Here is an 18,483-nt window from a genome sequence, read left to right as displayed (position 1 = left end):
GGCCATGTCAGCCACCGCCCTGCAGACCCCCGCGCAGGGTCCCGCCCTCCTCTCCGCCCGGCCCCGCCGGGTGCTGATCGGGGCGGACACCTACCCGCCGGATGTGAACGGTGCGGCCTACTTCGCCCACCGGCTCGCCCAGGGGCTGGCCGAGCGGGGGAACGAGGTCCACGTGGTGTGCGCCTCGGACGAGGGGCCGGGCAGGACCGAGCACGTGGACGGGGTGACCGTGCACAGGCTGCGCTCGGCGCCGGTGCTGGTCCACCCGACCATGCGGGTCACGGTGCCGACCAGGCTGGACCGGCTGATCGACAGGATCGCCCCCGACGTGGTCCACGTGCAGGCGCACTTCATCGTCGGCCGCGCGGCGATCTCCGCCTCCCGGCGCGCGGGCATCCCCGTCGTGGCGACCAACCACTTCATGCCGGACAACCTCTTCCAGTTCGCGCACATCCCCGCCCGGTTGCGCGAGAAGGCGGGCGCGCTGGCCTGGAAGGACTTCAACCGCGTCTTCTCCAAGGCCGACCGCGTCACCACGCCCACCGAGATCGCGGCCGGGCTGCTCACGGGCAAGGGCTTCGGGCCGCCGGTGGAGCCCATCTCCTGCGGCATCGACCTGGCGAGGTTCCAGCCGCGCGCCGAGCCGAAGGCGTGGGCCCGCAAGGCCTTCGGCCTGCCCGACCGGGACACGATCGTGTTCGTCGGCCGTCTGGACGAGGAGAAGCGGCTGGACCAGCTCATCCGCGCCCTGCCGCACGTGCTCAACGGCGCCGACGCGCAGATCGCGCTGGCGGGCACCGGCGGGCAGCGGGTCGCGCTCGCCAAGCTGGCCGACCGGATCGGGGTCGGGGACCGGGTGTCCTTCCTCGGGTTCGTCCCCGACGAGACGCTGCCCCAGGTGTACGCCGCCGGGGACGTCTTCGCCATGCCGGGCGTCGCGGAGCTGCAGAGCATCGCCACGCTGGAGGCCATGGCCAGCGGCCTGCCGGTCGTCGCCGCGGACGCGATGGCCCTGCCGCACCTGGTACGGCCCGGTGAGAACGGCCACCTGTTCCAGCCCGGAGACGTCCAGGAGCTGGCCCGGCACCTGGGCGCCCTGCTCGCCGCCCCCGAGGTACGGGCCACGATGGGCGCCGCGAGCCGCTCCATCGCGCTGACCCACGACCACCACACCTCCCTGACCCGGTTCGAGCGGATCTACCAGGAGGTGGTGCGATGAGCGAGGAGCCGCCGTCCCGCTGGCCGGGCGTGGCCGGGCCACTGGTCGCCCTGGCCACGATGGGCTACGCGCACCTGGTCGCGGCGGACACGGTGAGCCCGCTGAACGGCCTGATCAGCGACTACGCGCTGCTCGACGACAGCGCCTGGGCGACGGTGGGCGGCACGATCGCCCTGGCCATGGGCTGCCTGTGGGTCGCGTACCTGCTGGCCCGGGTGGAGCCGGTGCGCGGCGCGGCGCCGCGCGCGCTGTTCGTGGCCGCGACGCTGGGCCTCCTGCTCACCGCCGCGTTCCCCACCGACGCGGCGCCCGGCGTCGTCTCCGCCGCCGGGGAGATCCACCGCTGGTCGGCGGCCGTGGTCTTCACCGCGCTGCCCTGCGCGGGGTGGATGCTCGGCCGCCGGTCGGGGAACGGGCCCCTGGCGGCGGTCTCCGTCCTGTCGGCGGTGCTCCTCGCCTGGTTCCTGGCCGCCCACCCGGGCTCGCTGGTCTCGGACCTGATCGACGGCGCCGAGCACTACGGCCTGGTGCAACGGCTGCTGGTGCTCTCCGAGATGGCTCTGATCCTCATGGCCGCCCTCTGGGCGGACCACCGCGACGGCGCGACCGGCCGGTCGGCCGTGAAGGTCCGGGGTATGACGATTCCCGCCCAGCCCGGCCCGGACGACACCCGGCACCCCCGCCAGCCGATCGGTCTCGGTTGACGGCGAAGCGGCTCCCTTGAATCGCCCATGGGTGAGTAAATGAGACATGCAGCACGTACCTACTACGGTCTTACCTACGCTAACGTAGGTTACGGTTGCGTAGTCTTCGAGGGAGAAACCTGATGCGAGAGTTCAGTGAGACCGAGCTGCTGCTCGAGCTTGAGCCTGTCGTGGCGGGGGAGCTGGACCGGCACCACAAGGTGGCCAAGGAGTGGTTCCCGCACGAGTATGTCCCCTGGTCGGAGGGGCGAAACTACGACGGCCTCTACGGCGGGGACGCCTGGGTCGAGACCGACACCAAGATCCCCGAGGAAGCCCGCATCTCCCTCATCGTCAACCTGCTGACCGAGGACAACCTCCCCAGCTACCACCACGAGATCGCCACGACCCTGGGCCGCGACGCGGCGTGGGGCACCTGGGTGCACCGCTGGACCGCCGAGGAGGGCCGCCACGGCACCGCCATCCGCGACTACCTGACGGTCACCCGCGCGGTCGACCCGGTCGCGCTGGAGCGGGCCCGGATGGTGCACATGAGCGAGGGCTTCACCAACTCCTACGAGGGCGTGCTCGCCTCGGTGGCGTACGTCTCCTTCCAGGAGCTGGCCACCCGCATCTCGCACCGCAACACCGGCAAGGCCTCCGAGGACCCGAACTGCGAGCGGCTGCTCGCCAGGATCGCCGCCGACGAGAACCTGCACATGCTCTTCTACCGCAACCTGCTCAACGCGGCCTTCCAGCTCGCCCCCGACCAGACCATGCGCGCCGTGACCGACGTCGTCACCACCTTCCAGATGCCGGGATCCGGCATCGAGGGCTTCACCCGCAAGGCCATGACCATCGCCAACGCCGGAATCTACGACCTGCGCCTGCACATGGACGACGTCCTGCAGCCGGTGCTGCGCCAGTGGGACGTGTTCAACCTGAAGAACCTCGGCGCCGACGGTGAGAAGGCCCGCGACGAGCTCTCCGACTTCCTCGCCCGGCTGGAGACCACCGCCTCCCGCTTCGTCGAGCGCCGCGAGGCCCGCCGCGCCCGCCAGGCCGCGACCGCCTGACCCCCGCCCCCGCCCCCGCCCCCGGACTTCCCTAGCAGGCGGGTGTCAGGCCGCGGCGACCAGCTCGCGGGCCGGGACGCCGTCGGTCTCCGGCCGCAGGCGGCGCAGGAGGGCCAGGACGAGCAGGGCGGCCAGGCCGGTCGTGACCGGGGGGACGAGGAAGGCGAACGCCGCGCCGAAGCGGTCCACGAGCTGGCCAGCGACGGCCGCCCCCGCGGCGATGCCCACGCCGACGGAGCCGTTGAGCCAGGTGAACGCCTCGGTCCTGACCTCGGCCGGGACGAGTCCCTCGACCAGGGTGTAGCCGGTGATGACGGCCGGGGCGATGACGAACCCGGCCACGGCGGCCCCGGCGTACAGCGGCGGGAGCGATCCGGCGAGCGTCAGGGCGACGGTCGCGGCGGAGAGCAGCCCGAGGGTGGCGGCCAGCCTGGCCGGGGCGCCGATCCGCCAGCGGACCATCCCGTAGAGGATGCCCCCGACGAAGCTGGCGCCGGAGAAGGTCGCGTACACCGGTCCGGCGGCGGTGGCCTGGCCGAGGGCGGCGGTGTAGGAGGTGACGCCGACCTGGAGGCTGCCGAAGACGGTACCGAGGGCGACGAACGCCCCCGCGAGCACGGCCACCCCGCGCAGCCGCAGCACGCCGCGCCGCGAACGGACCCGGACCGGCATCGGCTCGGGAGCGCCCCCGCGGACCCCGGCGAACACGAGCGTCCCCGCCACGACCATGACCAGCGCCACCGACAGCGCCCATACCGGTGAGAACCCAGTCGAGATGGCCACGAGCAGCACCGGGGCGAGGGTGAAGGTCAGCTCGTCGGTGATGGATTCGAGGGCGAACGCCGTGTCCAGCCTGCCCGACCCGCCGAGCACGTACGCCCAGCGGGCACGGACCATCGAGCCGACCTGCGGCATCGTGGCCCCGGCCAGCGCCGAGAGGACCACCAGCGAGACCGCCGGGGCGTGCGCCGAGGCGAGCGCCAGCAGGGCGCCCAGCGCGGCGGCGTGCACGACGACCTGCGGGACCAGCACCCTCGCCTGACCGTACCTGTCGGCCAGCCGCCCGGTCCGCGGGCCGACCAGCGCGGGCGCCACCGCGGCAGCGGCGGCGGCGACACCCGCCACTCCGTACGAGCCGGTGGACCAGTGCACGAGCAGCAGCACACCGAGCTGGAGCATCGCGTTCGGAAGGCGCGCGACGAAGGCGGGAAGCAGGAAGCGCCACGCGCCGGGCGAGCCGAGCACGGCGAAGTACGAGGTCAACAGATCTCCGTCCATCGTCCAGACGGAGACTCCGCCCGGTTCGGGAGCCCACCGGGGTGGCGGGCTTCGACCGGGGTTGATACCGCTCTCGCGGCCGCCGTGCGGTCATCGTGTACGTCCATCCCGAACGCACCGACGAGTCACCTTATGCCATCTTCCTCACATTCGAGGACCGGAAGGTGTGCGGGGACCCGGAACAGCCCCTCCCCCGGGCGGAGCAGGTCGTGATCTCCGGCAGATCGAAAGTCCGCAGGCCGTCATCGGGTGCGACCGGCGACGTCCTCCGGTCGACCGGGAGCCGGGGGCGAGTCCCACGGGGAGCCGGTGCCGACGGCCAGCCGCAGGAGGGGCCACGCCAGCACCACGAGGGCGGCGGCCAGGGCGGCCACGGCCACCATCGCCCCCGGCAGGCCGGTCGCCTCGGCCCAGCGTCCGACGTAGACCGGACCGGCGAGGAACCCCAGGTAGGCCACCGTGGTCACCACGGACGTCGCCCTCCCCCTGGCCGCCTCGCCCACGTGTGCCGCGACCACGCCCATCAGCATGGGGAAGAGCACCGCCGTACCGGCCGCGGCCAGGGCCAGTCCCAGCAGGACCACCGGGACGGCCGTCGCGACGGACACCAGCGCGGTCCCGGCCGCGGCCGTCACGGCGCCGCAGGCGAGCACGGTCGCGGCGTACCGGGAACCGACCGCACCGGCCGCGAAACGGGTGAGCGCGACGACGGCGGCGAACACCGCCGGGCCCGCGGCGGCGAGCGCGGGCCCCGCGTCGGCCACGTCGGCCAGATAGACCGCGCCCCAGCTCTGGTGGGCGTTCTCCACCGCGAAGGCCAGCGCGCCCAGGCCGCCGACCACGAGCAACGGGAACAGGCGTACGGCGTACCTGCGCCCGGCCCCCGCCGCGCCCGGAGCGGTTCCCTCGGTGACCGAGGCGGCTCCCAGCGCGTCCGGGACGGTCACCTCGACGGCCGGAGCGATCCCCGCCGGATCCTGGGCGGTTCCCGCGGTGACCGAAGCGACTGCGATGGTCTCCGCCGCGTCCGGCGCGGCTCCCCCGGTGACCGAAGCCGCTCGCCAGTCGGCCACGACGCTGAGTGCCGCGCCGACCGCCACCCCCGCGACCAGCAGGAACGGCACGACGACCGGTACCCCCAAGCCGCCGAGCAGCAGTCCGGCGGAGAGGCTGCCGACCACCACCATGGCGGAGAAGGTGCCGTGCGCGCGGGTGATGACCGGCCTGCCGGACGCCCGCTCCGCCGAGGCCGCCGCCGAGTTGATCGCGACGTCGGCCGCCCCCGAGGAGGCGCCGAGCAGCGCCAGCCCCGCCGACAGGCTCCAGACGTCGCGTCCGGCCACGGCCACCAGCGTCCCCACCGCGCCGAGCGTCACCAGCAGGAGCGCGGCCACCCGCAGCCCCCAGCGGTCGACCGCCCTCCCGGTGACGAGCATCGCGGGCAGCGCCCCCGCCCCGATGAACAGCAGCGCCGTACCCAGCTGCCCGTCACCAAGCTCCGCCTGGGCACGGATCGCGGGCACCGAGGCACCCCACACTCCCCAGAAGACACCGAACGCGGCGAACCCCATATAAGCCGTACGCGCCCGGACTCCGCTCTTTCCACCTGACATGTGTGTAACGATACACAAATCAGCTGTGTATCGATACACAGATATCCTCGGCCCATGAGCGGACGGACGGCGCGGCGCCGGGTGACCATGGCGGAGGTCGCCCGCGCGGCAGGGGTGTCGGTGATGACCGTCTCGTACGCCTACGGCCAGCCGGGCCGGGTCTCCGACGAGGCGCGGGCCAAGGTCCGCGAGGCCGCCGAACGCCTCGGCTATCCGGGCCCACACCCCGGCGCGCGGTCACTGCGCAGCGGCCGGACCGGCAACCTGGGCGTCGTCCTCGGCGAGCACCTCACCTACGCCTTCGACGACCCGCAGGCGACCCGCTTCCTGTCCGGCGTCGCCCAGGTCTGCGCCGACCACGGCATGGCGCTCACCCTCGTCCCCGTCACCGGAAGCACCTCCGACGTCGACCGGGTCACCGAGGCCGCCGTCGACGCCTTCGTGGTCTGGACGACCGCCGACGACGACCCCGTCATCGACGCCATCTCCGCCACCGGCCTGCCCGCCGTGGTCCATGGGGGCCCGCGCCGCGACGGCCTCTCCTTCGTCGCCGCCGACGATCGCGCCGCCGCCACAGCCGTGGGCCGCGAGGTCTTCGCGGGGGCCCGGCGCCCGGGGGTGCTGAGCTTCCCCCTCGACCGCGCGAGAGTCTCCAGCGTCGCCTTCGGTGTCCCCGGCGTCGTACGTCCAGGAAGCACCTGCGGTCCTGGAACCATCGACACCGATTCCGGAACCGACGACGCGTCCGGTGCCGGTTCCAGAACTGCCCGCGTCCCCTCCCCCGGTGCCGCTTCCGGGACCACCTCGGACGACGCGTCCCCGGGCATCGACCCCGACGCCTCGACCTTCCGGGTGACCCGCCAGCGCCTGCGCGGCTACCGCGACGCCTGGGCCGAGACCGGCGGCGACTGGTCGCAGGTCCGGGTGGCCGTCTGCTCCGTCAACAGCACCCACGAGGCCGAGGCGCTCGCGGCCGAGCTGCTCACCGGCCCGTACGCCTGCGACGCGATCGCCGCCATGGGCGACGAGCTGGCCTTCGGCGTCCTGCGGGCCGCCACCCGCCTGGGCCTGGCCGTGCCCGGCGACCTCACCCTCAGCGGCTGGGACGACTCCGACGCCGCCGCCCCGGCGGGGCTCACCACCGTCGCCCAGTCCCTCCGCGACCAGGGCGCCCGCTGCGCCCGTACCGCCCTCGGCCACCCCACCCCCGCCGACCGGGACGACGAGGTCGCCTGGCACCTGGTCAGCCGCGAATCCACCCGGCGCCCCTGAATGGCTGATACGGCGGGGCGACTCCCCAGCCCCAGCGGGCACCAGGCTGGGAGTTCTGTTCGACGTATCCGGCGAACGCCACCCGGAACTCGGTAGGAGGGGAGGCCCACCCCGTCGGTCACGTCCATCAGCAGGCTGACCCACCTGCGGCGCTGCCGCTCCGGTGAGGTGCTTGCCGAGATGCCGGGAGAACGCACTCGCCTCCGCGCGGGGGTGGGTCCTGACGGTGACGGAGGACGGGGGCTCGGGCCAGTGCAGAAGTCGTCTTCGACCTGGGGTTGGTACGAGCCCGTTCCGATGCGGGAAGCTGGGGCTGATCACGCGGTGGCGCCGCGGCCGTGGACGTCGATGGGCGGCGGAAGCGTCCGTAGCCGCTCGTGGAGATCCCGCACCGTGGTGATATCCGCGTCGCCCAGCGTGGCCGCCACCTGCCGCAGGCGCTTCCGGGATGTGGACCGCAGCCGATCGGCCGGGACTCGCTCCAGCACATCGAGGGCCCGCGCGGCAGCATCCCCCGGCCGCACCGGCGTTTCCGCTTGGGCGAGCACAAGCGTCGCCGCCGCCCAGCCCGGCGTGTACGGCACGCACCCCGCTGTCGACGCCTCGGCGCGTCCCACGGCCCGGTCGGTGCGGCCCAGGGCGAGCCATGCCTCCGCCTCGTGCAGATCCAGCTCAGGTGCGTCGAACCCGAACCGCCCCGGGGCGCCGCCGGCGGGGTCCGCGGCGAGGAGGTTGCTCGCTTCTCCCAGAACACGTTCAGCCTCGGCCGCCCGGCCCAGCTGAGCCAGCGACGGCAGTACCGCCCACCCCAGCAGCTGAGCCCGCACCAGCGGAGACGTTGCTTTCACGGCGCCAGCCTGCGCGTAGGCGAGAGCGGCGATCTGGTCGTGACGGGCGCGGGCCACCATGCTCTGGGCTCCCAACGCCCACGCTGCCAGGCGGGCGTCCCCGACCTGGTCGCCGAACGCCGCGGCGACCGCCAGGTGCGCGCGGGCGCCGCTGTGGTCGGCCAGGTGGAACGCGAGGTTGCCGAGCAGCCCGGACAGCCATCCGGCGGCGCGGCGCAACTCGGCGCCGGTCGTAGCGTCGGCGGGGGCGGCCAGCGCGTCCCCGAGGAGGCCGCGGGCGGCGTGTACCTCGTCGAACAGGGTGGACGGCGGGTGCTTGGAGTAGTTGAGGGCGTAATGCTCAACGGTCGCCTCGGCGAGTTCGACGACCAGTGGCCCACCGTGGGGGGCGTCCAGCAGTGCCAGGCGTAGCGACTCTCGGATGGCGGGCAGTCCACTGGCTGTGGTCATCACATCTCCTGGCAGCAGGACCGACGCCCACCCGGGATGGGCCTCCGATCGACCGTATCTCTGCTCCCCGTACCCGCACACGCACCGTGGCCGTAGCCCGAGCCGATCAGGGTGCACCCCGTAGGCACGGGCCAGCATCGTCGTGTACTCCGGGCCCGGCCGGTTCGGTCCGTGCTCGAACCGGCACAGCATCGCCTCCGACAAGGCCGGTGGCCTCAGGCCGTCAGCGAGATAGAGGCCCGCGATCCGCGTGACGGTCTGGGCACGGGACCAGCCCTCTGCCCGCGTGGCCGTCCGGGAGCAGACAGGCCCGGCCATCGGCATCCGGTCGGCCGACGTCGGGTTGACCTCTGGACTCGCCGCGCACATCACCACCACGGGGGCCGCCTTCTTCGTGAAGGCGGCCCCCGCCGCCGCGCCGGTCGCCGAACACCTGCTGCGCGAGCGCACCGCCAACCAGACACTTCCCTCGGGGGTTCCTGCGCCGCGCCTGCTGTGGACCGGCGACGTGGCCGACTGGCACGTGCTGCTCTTCGAGCACGCGCCTGGCCGGGAGGCGGACCTGGCGCCCGGCCCGTACGCCCGCGACGCGATCGCCGCCATGGGCGACGAGCTGGCCCTGGGCGTCCTAAGAGCCGCCACCCGCCTGGGCCTGGCCGTGCCCGGCGATCTCGCCCCCGCCGACCGGGACACCGAGGTCGCCTGGCACCTGATCAGCCGCGAATCCACCTGAAGACCTTAAATACGATTTTTACCTATTCATCAGCATAAAAGATGCAGGCTTCTCTATAAGAAGGGTTCGAAGGAGCGTGAATTTCTAGCGTAGCGACTTTCCTTGTTCTCGCACCCGACACCCCTTCGACCGCTACTCTCGCATCTCGAAACCAACGATCCGCCTTCACAATGCGAGGTCGCCATGGGCGAGCATGCAGTCAGCAAGAAGATCAAAATCAAGAGTGTCGCCTGGCCAGCGGCAGTAATACTGCTCGCAGCCACGATCTGGCGATATCAGCATTCCGGCAGACCCATAAAGATCTCAGTACACACATGAAGATAAATAAGTCTCTATTTTAGACTAAATCCCACCTTAAGCGATACTTCCGTGATAACCGAACTATTCGGACGTTGCGGTCTCATTGCGGTTCTATCGGTCGCGTTCGAAGGTACGCGCAAGGCACCTCCGCAGCCCCTATTGCTGCCGGTATCGCAGGCGGGCCGATTTTGTCGGTCCCGCCTGCCACCCTCTCTTCAAGCAATTTCTCGCGGTCAGGCAACACAGAGAGGTGTTCGCGGTGAGCACGAGTCTTTCGGCGCGTCTTCTGAGCGCGCTCGGTGACGACAGGAAGCACACGGCGCTGGTGGTGCGAGCCAGATATCAACCGGTCGGCGGTGCGGGCAACGTCGTGATGCCCCCCACCTTCCCCACCGACAAGAACGAGAAGGACCTCACGAAGAAGTACGTCGTCGCCGATCGCCTGGTCGACGGCGAGCAGGTCAAGACGGTCACAATCGACCAGGAGCAGTCCCAGTCCAACCGGCTGGAAGAGGCCCTGCGCGACGCCCGCGACGCGGGCCGTCTCACCCTGCCGATGTTCGAGCTCCGGACGAAGACGTCCCGGGGCGAGATCCGGCTGACCTCGCTCGACTTCCCACACCGCTACGCCGACGCCTACCTGCGCGACAGCACGATCGGAGGAGTCCGCTTCGACCAGAGCGCGATCGGCGAGCGGCTGCGTGCCGTCAGCGTGGCCGACGTCCGCCCGCTGTTCGAGCGGGAGCCCCTGTCCCTCGTGCTCGGCGCGTGGGACTCCCACCGCAAGGGCCGCTGGCCCAAGTTCGCCCGCCTCTACACCGCGACCATGTACGGCGTGGCCCCCCACTTCGCCGCGCGACGCGGAGGCCGCCTCGACCCGCAGAACCTCACCGGCTCGGTCGACGACAAGACCAAGGCGGAGAACCACTGGAAGTTCGTCGCCGACGGCGAGAAGAAGAAGGGCGGCAAGCTCAGCGAGATCGGGCACGGCAACATCGCCCCCAACCCGGTGCCGGGCGGAGCGACCGTCGCGGAGATCCGCCGGATCGCGAGCATCTCCTTCGCGGGCCTTGAGCGCCTGCGCTTCGGTGACGCCTCGGCCGAAGCCTGCGTGGCCGGACACGCCACGCTCGCCGCCCTCACCCTCGTCGGCGACCGGCTGGCGTTCGGACGCCCGTCGGTCTGGCTGCGCTCGGGCTGCGACCTGGCCAAGGCGTCCGAGACGGTCGGCCTGGAGCTTCCCGGCGGCAGCGTCGAAGAGCTTGAGGTTTCCATACGAGAGGCGCTGGACGCCTATCACGAGCTGCGCGACGAGGCGGCCCGGCTGGGTGTGCCGATGGCCGACGACACGATCGAGGTCACCCCGATCCCCTCGCTCCAGCAGGCGATCGAGTTCGCCTTCGCCCAGTCCGCCGCCGACGAGGAGTAACAGCCGTGGCGCTCACTCTCACGGTGCGGCTGCGCCATGGCCGCTACGACGCCGGTGACATGCGGCCCAGCCGGGCCGAATGGCCCCCTCACCCGGCCCGGCTGTTCTGCGCCCTGGCCGCCTCGGCGGTGCGGGCGGACGACTGGGACGCCCTGCGCTGGCTGGAAAGTGCCGGAGCGCCGGTGGTGCATGCGGCCATGGATGACGCCCGGCTGGGCCGGACCGACTCCTACGTGGTGACGAACCAGACCGAGCAGAAGAGCGGCAGCCAGACCTGGCCGGGCCGCACGAACGGGGCGCGCAGCCGCGCGTTCGTCACCCCGGCCTGCGACCGGTTCGCCGTGGTGTGGCCAGGCGCCGACCCCGACCCCGGCGTGCTCGCCAAGCTCGGCGCCCTGGCCCGGCGGGTGCCGTACGTCGGCCGTTCGACCAGCCAGGCCGAGGTGACCGTGACCGGTTCCCTGCCCGACGACGAACCGGCCTGGTCGGAGCTTGCCCCGGTCGCGCTCGGCACCCCCGGCGCGATCGAGCTGCGCGTACCCTACGTCGGCTACACCGATGCGCTCCGAGACGCCTACGACCGTGGTGGGAGAGCGTGGGAGGCCGCGCGGGCGCTGCCGTACTCGCAGGTCGTGGCGGTGGAAGAACCCGCCCCGACACACCTCTCCCCCTGGGACGACCTTATAGTCTGGGGATTCGAGCGGCCCAGCGCCCGCATCAGCGGCGATCAGGTCGCCCGGCTCACGCTCGCCCTGCGCAAGGCCGTCATGTCCAGGGTCACCGAGCCGATCCCCGCCCAGGTGAGCGGGCACGGGGCCGACGATAAGACCCACGTCGCCTTCCTCGCGCTTCCCGACATCGACCAGCCACACTCCGACGGCCACCTCCTGGGAGTGGCGCTGGCACTCCCTCGCCACATGCCCGCCGAAGACTGGAACCGGCTGGCCAAGGCCGTCATGGCCGACCCGCTGACCAGGCTCACCCCCTGGCCCGGTGAGCCCCTACGGCTCGGCCAGGGTCAGAATCTGCGTACCCTGCGTCGCGGCCGGTGGACCGGCCGGGCGGAGGGGACTCGCACCTGGGTCACGGCCACCCCGATGATGACCGACAGCTTCGCCCGTCCCGGTCGCTCGTACGAGCAGATGGTCGCCAAGTCGCTGCGCCGGGCCGGTTTTCCCGACGTCATCGACGTCGAGGTCTCGACGGCGCCGCTGACACGCGGGGCGATCTGGCGTCCCCGGCCGGGATCCCTCCCGTCCAACCGACCGAAGAAGCCCATCGTGCACACCCGGGTCGTCTTCGACCGGCCGGTGGTGGGACCGGTGATCGCGGGTTCGCTGCGCTATCTCGGCCTCGGCCTCTTCGTTCCCGAGGGGATCTCCGGATGAGTGCCTTCGCCGTCACCGACTTCCCCGCCTTCTACAAGGAGGTTCACGGGTACGAGCCCTTCCCCTGGCAGACCGCGCTTCTCGAACGGGTGGTTCGGGAGGGCTGGCCGGAGCTGATCGACGTCCCCACCGGCCTGGGGAAGACGTCCGTGATCGATGTCGCCCTCTTCGCGGCGGCCCTCGGCAGGGCTCAGGCTCGCATCGGAGTTCCCAGGCGCGTCTTCTTCGTGGTCGACCGTCGGCTCATCGTCGACGAGGCGTACCGGCACGCCGAATCCATCGCCAAAGCTCTCCTCACCTCCGAAGACGACAGCCTCGCGGCCAAGGTCGCCGCCGCCCTCCGGGTGGATGGAGACACCGCCGAAACTCCGGTGGAGGTGACCCGGATGCGCGGCGGGGTCAACTGGTCGTGGCGGTGGGTCGAGCGACCTGACCGGCACGCGATCGTCGTCGGGACCGTCGATCAGGTGGGCAGCCGGTTCCTCTTCCGCGGCTACGGTGTCGGGGAATACCTGCGCCCAATCGACGCGGCACTGGTGGGCACCGACAGCCTGATCGTGGTGGACGAGGCCCACCTCTCGGAGGCGTTCCTGGCGAGCGTGCGCGGGGCCACGACCTGCGACGAGACACCGGCTTCGATCCGGCCGGTCGTGGTCAGCATGTCCGCCAGCCCCGAGGCCGACACCGCCAACGTGCACGGCATCACCGAGGCGGACGAGAACCACGAGGAAGCGTCCAAGCGGTTGAAGGCATCCAAACGGCTCCACCTGGTGGACGTGCCAACCACCAAGGCCAACACGGCGAAGGTGATGCCCGACGCCCTCGCCCACTGGGCGCGGGAGCTTCACCGCGAACACCCGGTCGTCGGTGTCGTCGTCAACACCGTGGCGCGGGCGCGAGCCGTGTTCGAGCTCCTGCGCACCGACCGCGAGAGCCGCTGCGTGCTGCTGACCGGCAAAATCCGTCCGCTGGACCGCGACTACCTGCTGTCCAACCACTACGAGCGCATTAGGGCGGGCCGGGACCGCGCGTCCGCCGAGCCGATGTTCGTCGTGGCGACCCAGACGATCGAGGTCGGCGCGAACATCGACCTGGACGCGCTCGTGACCGAGTCGTCCTCGCTGCCCGCGCTCATCCAGCGCCTCGGCCGCCTGAACCGCCTCGGCGATCAGAAGACCGTGGCCTCGGCGGTCGTGCTGCACGGCTCGGCGGACTCCGACGGCGTGTACGACACGGCCCGTCCGGCGACCTGGGCCTGGCTGTGCGAGCAGGGAGGCACGCCCCTCACCCACTCGCAGAAGGCGCGGCTCCCCGCCGGATCGACGGGCATGGACGTCTTCCCCTCGGCACTGCGCGCACTGGTCCGAGCCATGCCCCCCGGCCGGTGGGCGACGCTGCGCGAGCCTCGCTCCTACTTCCCCTTCCTGGGCCGGGCCCACCTGGACGTCTGGGCCCGCACCTCACCGATCCCCCTCAACGACATCCCGGTGGATCCTTACCTGCACGGGATCGACCGGGAGAGACCCCAAGTGACGGTGATCTGGCGTGACCTCCCCGACAACGAGGACCTGTGGCCCGACCTCGTCGGCCTGGTGCCGCCGACCTCGGCCGAGAGCATCGAGCTGCCGCTCCCCTACGTCAGACGCTGGCTCCGCGGGGAAACGGGCGGCGACGACATCAGCGACTTGGAGGCCGAGCACCTCCCCGACATCGCCGTCCCGCCCGGCGGCAGGTCCGTGCTGCGCTACCGCCCACGCGGCAGCGCCGAAGTGGTCGGCCCAGCGAAGATCCGCGCGTCCGACCTCGTCGTCGTCCCCACCTCCTACGGCGGTTGCGACGAGTACGGCTGGCATCCCGACAGCCGCGAGCCCGCGATCGACATCGCCGACCTCGCGCAGTCCGGTGTTCGGGGCGGGATGACAATCCGCGTCGGCCCGAGCCTGGTCCGCGCCATGGAAACCTACGCTCCCGACCTCGCCCTCGAAGTCACAGCCTGGGTCGAACGCCTGCGATCCGACCACCAGGACGCCCCGGCCCCGGACCCCACGCTGTCGCTCCGATCCACGCTGAGCAAACCCCAACCGGGTCAGGACGAGCTGCCTCACCTGACGATGCTCAGACGGCTGACCGGCCGCTCCCAGGGTCGGCTGATCCACCACATCGACACCGGCGCCCTCCTCCTGTCGTTCGGAACCACCGCGTTCCGTGAGGACACCACCGCCGCAGGGTCCTCCATCTCCGCCGCGAAGCTCTCCCTGGCCGTCCACCAGCGAGAGGTGGCGGAGAAGGCCGAGGAGTTCGCCCGCAACCTGGGCATGGAGCTGAAGGTCATCCAGGCCGTCGGGCTCGCCGCCCTCTGGCATGACGAGGGCAAACGCGACCCGCGCTTCCAGGTCATGCTCCACGGCGGCGACCGCTGGGCGGCAGCGGCCAGCGACGAACCGCTCGCGAAGTCAGGCATGAACCCCGGCGACCGCGCCGCCTTCCGGCAGGCCCGCCGGAGAGCGTCCTATCCGGCTTCAATGCGCCACGAGGTGCTCTCCACCCAGATCTCGACAGCACTGCTGGTCGACGTACGCGACGTCGACCACGACCTGGTCCTGCACCTCATCGCCAGCCACCACGGACGAAGCCGTCCGCTGTTCCCTCCGGTCATCGACCCCGCGCCGACCACCAAAATCGAGCGGGACGGCCAGCCGATCGAGGTTGACACCTCCCGGTCGGTCGACTGGACGTCTCCGGGCCGCTTCGAACGCCTCAATCAGCGCTACGGCCGCTGGGGGCTCGCCCGGATGGAAGCCGTGGTCCGGCTGGCCGACATCTGGTGCTCGGCCCTCAGCGAGGAACGGACATGACGACCTTCAGCACGGAGCTCCCCGCTCTCGACGGACGAGACCCGCTCGGCTTCCTCGCCGCCCTGGGCCTCCTGCGCGTCTGCGCCGACATCTGCCACGTACCCGCCGCGCTCTCCTTCTCCGATACCACCGCCTGCGCGATCCTGCACAGTCCGTACGAGACGGCCGAGGAGATAGCGGACGCCCTGCGCGGTGTCGTCGCGTCGATCCCCGACTCAGCCGTCCTCCCCGACGGCGGAGCCGGTTTCCCACCACCGTCCGGCTCGGGAAAGGACCCACTGCGCCGATCCCGCGAGGACTTCCACCAGCTGATGGCGAGTCATCCCGAGGCTGTGGAAACCTGGCTGCCGTCCCTGGTCACCGACCTCGCCCTCGACAAGCAGGGCCGCTGCGCCATCACACCGTTCACCGCCCCCAGCGGGCAGCAGAAGCTACGCACGTTCTTCGAGAAACCCCTGGAGGCGGTACGGCACGAACCGGAGCGACTCCTGGAAGCCCTCATCGGCTGGCGACGGGTCGAGGGATTCACCGGCGAATACCTCGACCACCGGGTGCTGCGCAGCAACAGCGACGACACCGAGGGCCGCCCCGGCCGGGAAAGCGGCGTCCCCGGAGCCACCTGGCTGGCCACCATGGCCCTGCCCCTCCTCCGCATCACCGGCGACGGTCACCGCCTCCGCGCCACTCTCTGGCACCGAACCGGCCCTACCTCAGTCATGCTCTGGCCCCTCTGGCGGCCCGCCCTCGATCTCCCCTCCGTGAGGTGCCTTCTCGACCACCCCGCCCTCGCCCCCCGCGACCGCGTCCCCACGGTCGCCTCCACCTCCTGGCCAGCCCTCGGCATCTTCAACGTCTACGGCGCAGAACGCCAACGCATCCCCGGCCGCACCTTCGACGGCGTCCTGGCTCCGCTTCTCGTGACGGTCACCTGATTTCTGGCACGCGTACGCACGACTCGCCATTTGAAAACCGCATAGTGTCTGATCCTCGTCCCGGCGGAAACCTTGTCTTGCTCCACCCGTCTCTGCGGCGGTTAGGAACCCCAAGCACGCCCACTTTTCCCGGGAGGTTCCGAAGTTCAAACGAACACTTGAAGCACCAAACAGGACATCGCGTCGATTCAGCGTAGTTACTCATGGTCATAAAGCCAGCTCGCGAACCGTTTCACCCCGGTCTCCGGACCGGTCTCATTGCGGCCATCCAGCGCCGAGGGTAAATCCCGACCAGCACCAAGGTTTCACCCCGGTCTCCGGACCGGTCTCATTGCGGCGGTCGTGTTGTGACCTATATCACACCCCAGAGACGTAGTTTCACCCCGGTCTCCGGACCGGTCTCATTGCGGCGCGTAGGTGTGCGAGCTGTCGTCCTCGGAGAGGTCGCCCGTTTCACCCCGGTCTCCGGACCGGTCTCATTGCGGCACCGCAAATGCGTGGGGGAGCCCCGGCTACGGCGGCACCGGTTTCACCCCGGTCTCCGGACCGGTCTCATTGCGGCAGATCGTCGGCCGCACTGCCGACCAGCTGCGTACCCTGTTTCACCCCGGTCTCCGGACCGGTCTCATTGCGGCTCGTGCGTGCCGACGACCTCGCGGCCGAGCTCGGCCGTTTCACCCCGGTCTCCGGACCGGTCTCATTGCGGCGGCGCCGCCGTCGCGACCGGCACCCCGCTGCCCGAGGTGTTTCACCCCGGTCTCCGGACCGGTCTCATTGCGGCAGCTCGAAGGAGCAGCAGCATACGTTCCACTTCCCGGTTTCACCCCGATCTCCGGACCGGTCTCATTGCGGCTGCAACATGCCGTACAGGCCGTTGATCAGACCTTGCAGGTTTCACCCCGATCCTCGCGATCGGTCTCATTGCGGCGTCAAGGTCGCCTACGATCCGGCGTGGACAGACACCGATTGCACCCCGGTCCTTGCGACCGGTTCCATTGCGGGGGTGAGGGGCGGGCACCGGAGACGTTCATCCCGTACGAGTTGCACTCCGGTCCTCACGACCAGTCTCATTACGGCGTGCCAACGCCACCGGCAAGCGCGAGATGACGATCGTTTCACCTCGGTCCTCGCGACCGGTCTCATTGCGGCCTTCAGGGCGAGGCGACTCGACTCCGCGCCGCTTTGGAGTTTCACCCCGGTCTCTGGATCGGTCTCATTGCGGCGCGCGAGCGGTAGCCGCCGGTGCCGCCCGTTTCACCCCCGTCTCCGGACCGGTTTCATTGCGGGATCAGATAGCTGGATCGTCGAATTCGCCACTCTTAATGCCACCGATAAAGACATGCCATTCAATAGACGTGAAGATCAGAGCGGGACCAGTCCGATCTTTGCTGTCGCGGACTCCGACCCGCTCATGGGGAAGCGTGGCAACCTCGACGCACTGGCCGTTGCCGCTGCTGCGGGTGCTCTTACGCCAGGCTGCGCCCGACAGATCCAGGGCGGTCATCTCGCCTCCCTCACGTCGCATCTTTGGCGATCTTGGCTATCAGCGAGCACGAGTCGTCGGGGCCCAGTGCCACGGCGCGGAGGTGCTCAAATATGAGGGTATACCGCTCGACGTCGGTTTCCGCATCCAGGAAAAGATCTCCCGCCATGCTGTCGACGTAGACAACCGCCGGGTCAGGCTGCGAAAACTGTAAAAGTGCAAACGAACCTGGCATGCCCGGGTGAGCGCCTACCTCGAACGGGATGACTTGAAGGGTCACGTGAGGGAGGTCAGTTGCTTTCATCAGATGACGAAGCTGGGCCAGCATCACCTGCGAGCCGCCGACGCGGCGGCGTACAGCGGCTTCGTCAATAATGCCCCAGAGCCGGAGGGGAGACTCACCGAACAGGAGTTGCTGTCGCTCCATGCGGGCTTGGACACGGCTATCGATCTCATCCCTGCTGGCGGTGGGCAGCACTCCTCGGATGACGGCCTGAGCGTAGTCCTCGGTCTGGAGCAGACCCGGCACGAACAACGACTCGTAATTCGACACCGAGTATGCCTCGGCCTCAAAACCGATGTAGGTCGTGTACTGCTCGGGCAACTCGGAGGAAAAGGACCGGAGCCAGCCTCGTTGAGCAGCCGCTTTGGAGAGATCCACGAGTTCGGCTCGCTGGGTGGCCGTGACCGCGTAGGCGTCGCACAGAGCGGCGAGAGTGCGCGTCTGCGGACGAGTCTTCGCGGTCTCGATGCGATACAGAGTGGCTTCGTTGATTGAAGTCCGGGTGGCTACGTCCTCGCGAGTCAGCTGAGCGGCCTCGCGAAGTCGTCGTAATTCGGCGGCGAGACGACGCAACCGGACTGTGGGGGCATGGCGCCTGCTGGACAACGGCGACCTTTCTGGACGAATGATGCGTTCAAAAT

The 18,483-nt window shown here is 70.5% G+C and carries 14 protein-coding genes and 1 CRISPR repeat array; of the genes, 9 read left to right on the top strand and 5 right to left on the bottom strand.

Annotated features, from left to right (window positions below):
• Nucleotides 1–4: 4 nt before the first annotated feature.
• From ACW9TB_RS12960 to ACW9TB_RS12950, 3 genes are all read left to right on the top strand, one after another.
• Nucleotides 5–1,219: a glycosyltransferase gene (locus tag ACW9TB_RS12960; RefSeq protein ID WP_472748224.1), complete on the top strand. Its 1,215-nt coding sequence runs from the start codon at nucleotides 5–7 to the stop codon at nucleotides 1,217–1,219.
• Entirely contained in the window at nucleotides 1,216–1,923 is a 708-nt protein-coding gene (locus ACW9TB_RS12955) for a DUF998 domain-containing protein (RefSeq protein ID WP_472748223.1), read from the top strand. The genes ACW9TB_RS12960 and ACW9TB_RS12955 overlap by 4 nt, the downstream gene beginning before the upstream one ends.
• A 122-nt stretch (nucleotides 1,924–2,045) precedes the next feature.
• Nucleotides 2,046–2,978 carry an acyl-ACP desaturase gene (locus ACW9TB_RS12950; RefSeq protein WP_472748222.1) on the top strand — a complete coding sequence of 311 codons (933 nt, stop codon included), beginning with the start codon at nucleotides 2,046–2,048 and terminating at the stop codon, nucleotides 2,976–2,978.
• Between the two features lie 45 nt (nucleotides 2,979–3,023).
• Here ACW9TB_RS12950 and ACW9TB_RS12945 read toward each other — a convergent pair whose 3' ends face one another.
• Together ACW9TB_RS12945 and ACW9TB_RS12940 are read right to left on the bottom strand one after the other, a co-directional pair.
• Nucleotides 3,024–4,256 carry an MFS transporter gene (locus ACW9TB_RS12945; protein WP_472748221.1) on the bottom strand — a complete coding sequence of 411 codons (1,233 nt, stop codon included), beginning with the start codon at nucleotides 4,254–4,256 and terminating at the stop codon, nucleotides 3,024–3,026.
• Between the two features lie 242 nt (nucleotides 4,257–4,498).
• A complete protein-coding gene (locus ACW9TB_RS12940) occupies nucleotides 4,499–5,869 on the bottom strand; it encodes an MFS transporter (protein ID WP_472748220.1) in 1,371 nt (456 codons plus the stop codon).
• A gap of 54 nt (nucleotides 5,870–5,923) precedes the next feature.
• Between ACW9TB_RS12940 and ACW9TB_RS12935 the strand changes: the two genes are divergently transcribed.
• The gene (locus ACW9TB_RS12935) at nucleotides 5,924–7,141 is read left to right on the top strand and encodes a LacI family DNA-binding transcriptional regulator (protein ID WP_472748219.1); all 1,218 of its coding nucleotides are present in this window, start codon (nucleotides 5,924–5,926) and stop codon (nucleotides 7,139–7,141) included.
• Between the two features lie 317 nt (nucleotides 7,142–7,458).
• Here the strand turns inward: ACW9TB_RS12935 and ACW9TB_RS12930 are convergent, their stop codons facing one another.
• Nucleotides 7,459–8,439 carry a hypothetical protein gene (locus ACW9TB_RS12930; protein ID WP_472748218.1) on the bottom strand — a complete coding sequence of 327 codons (981 nt, stop codon included), beginning with the start codon at nucleotides 8,437–8,439 and terminating at the stop codon, nucleotides 7,459–7,461.
• A 250-nt stretch (nucleotides 8,440–8,689) separates the two neighbouring features.
• Between ACW9TB_RS12930 and ACW9TB_RS12925 the strand changes: the two genes are divergently transcribed.
• The 5 genes from ACW9TB_RS12925 (at nucleotide 8,690) to ACW9TB_RS12905 (ending at nucleotide 16,076) form a co-directional block, all read left to right on the top strand.
• Nucleotides 8,690–9,172, top strand: a complete 483-nt coding sequence (locus tag ACW9TB_RS12925) for a hypothetical protein (protein ID WP_472748217.1) — start codon at nucleotides 8,690–8,692, stop codon at nucleotides 9,170–9,172.
• Between the two features lie 559 nt (nucleotides 9,173–9,731).
• Nucleotides 9,732–10,901 carry a type I-G CRISPR-associated RAMP protein Csb1/Cas7g gene (gene cas7g / locus ACW9TB_RS12920; protein WP_472748216.1) on the top strand — a complete coding sequence of 390 codons (1,170 nt, stop codon included), beginning with the start codon at nucleotides 9,732–9,734 and terminating at the stop codon, nucleotides 10,899–10,901.
• Nucleotides 10,902–10,906: 5 nt separating this feature from the next.
• Complete coding sequence (gene csb2, locus ACW9TB_RS12915) at nucleotides 10,907–12,289, top strand: type I-G CRISPR-associated protein Csb2 (protein ID WP_472748215.1); 1,383 nt, start codon at nucleotides 10,907–10,909, stop codon at nucleotides 12,287–12,289.
• Entirely contained in the window at nucleotides 12,286–15,144 is a 2,859-nt protein-coding gene (gene cas3g, locus ACW9TB_RS12910; RefSeq protein ID WP_472748214.1) for a type I-G CRISPR-associated helicase/endonuclease Cas3g, read from the top strand. The genes csb2 and cas3g overlap by 4 nt, the downstream gene beginning before the upstream one ends.
• Entirely contained in the window at nucleotides 15,141–16,076 is a 936-nt protein-coding gene (locus ACW9TB_RS12905; protein ID WP_472748213.1) for a type I-G CRISPR-associated protein, Cas3-extension family, read from the top strand. Before cas3g ends, ACW9TB_RS12905 begins: the two co-directional genes overlap by 4 nt.
• 229 nt (nucleotides 16,077–16,305) lie before the next feature.
• A CRISPR array of direct repeats spans nucleotides 16,306–16,929; the repeat unit is 36 nt; unit sequence GTTTCACCCCGGTCTCCGGACCGGTCTCATTGCGGC.
• 435 nt (nucleotides 16,930–17,364) lie between these two features.
• Here ACW9TB_RS12905 and ACW9TB_RS12900 read toward each other — a convergent pair.
• Both ACW9TB_RS12900 and ACW9TB_RS12895 read right to left on the bottom strand, forming a co-directional pair.
• On the bottom strand, nucleotides 17,365–17,580 hold the full coding sequence (locus ACW9TB_RS12900; protein ID WP_472748212.1) for a DUF397 domain-containing protein: 216 nt from the start codon (nucleotides 17,578–17,580) through the stop codon (nucleotides 17,365–17,367).
• A 10-nt stretch (nucleotides 17,581–17,590) separates the two neighbouring features.
• Nucleotides 17,591–18,415: a helix-turn-helix domain-containing protein gene (locus tag ACW9TB_RS12895; protein ID WP_472748211.1), complete on the bottom strand. Its 825-nt coding sequence runs from the start codon at nucleotides 18,413–18,415 to the stop codon at nucleotides 17,591–17,593.
• Nucleotides 18,416–18,483: the final 68 nt, after the last annotated feature.

The sequence above is a fragment of the Streptosporangium sp. H13245 genome, assembly GCF_055690525.1.
The sequence above is the reverse complement of the archived record's forward strand: the minus strand, read 5'-3'. Positions and strand labels throughout refer to the sequence as shown.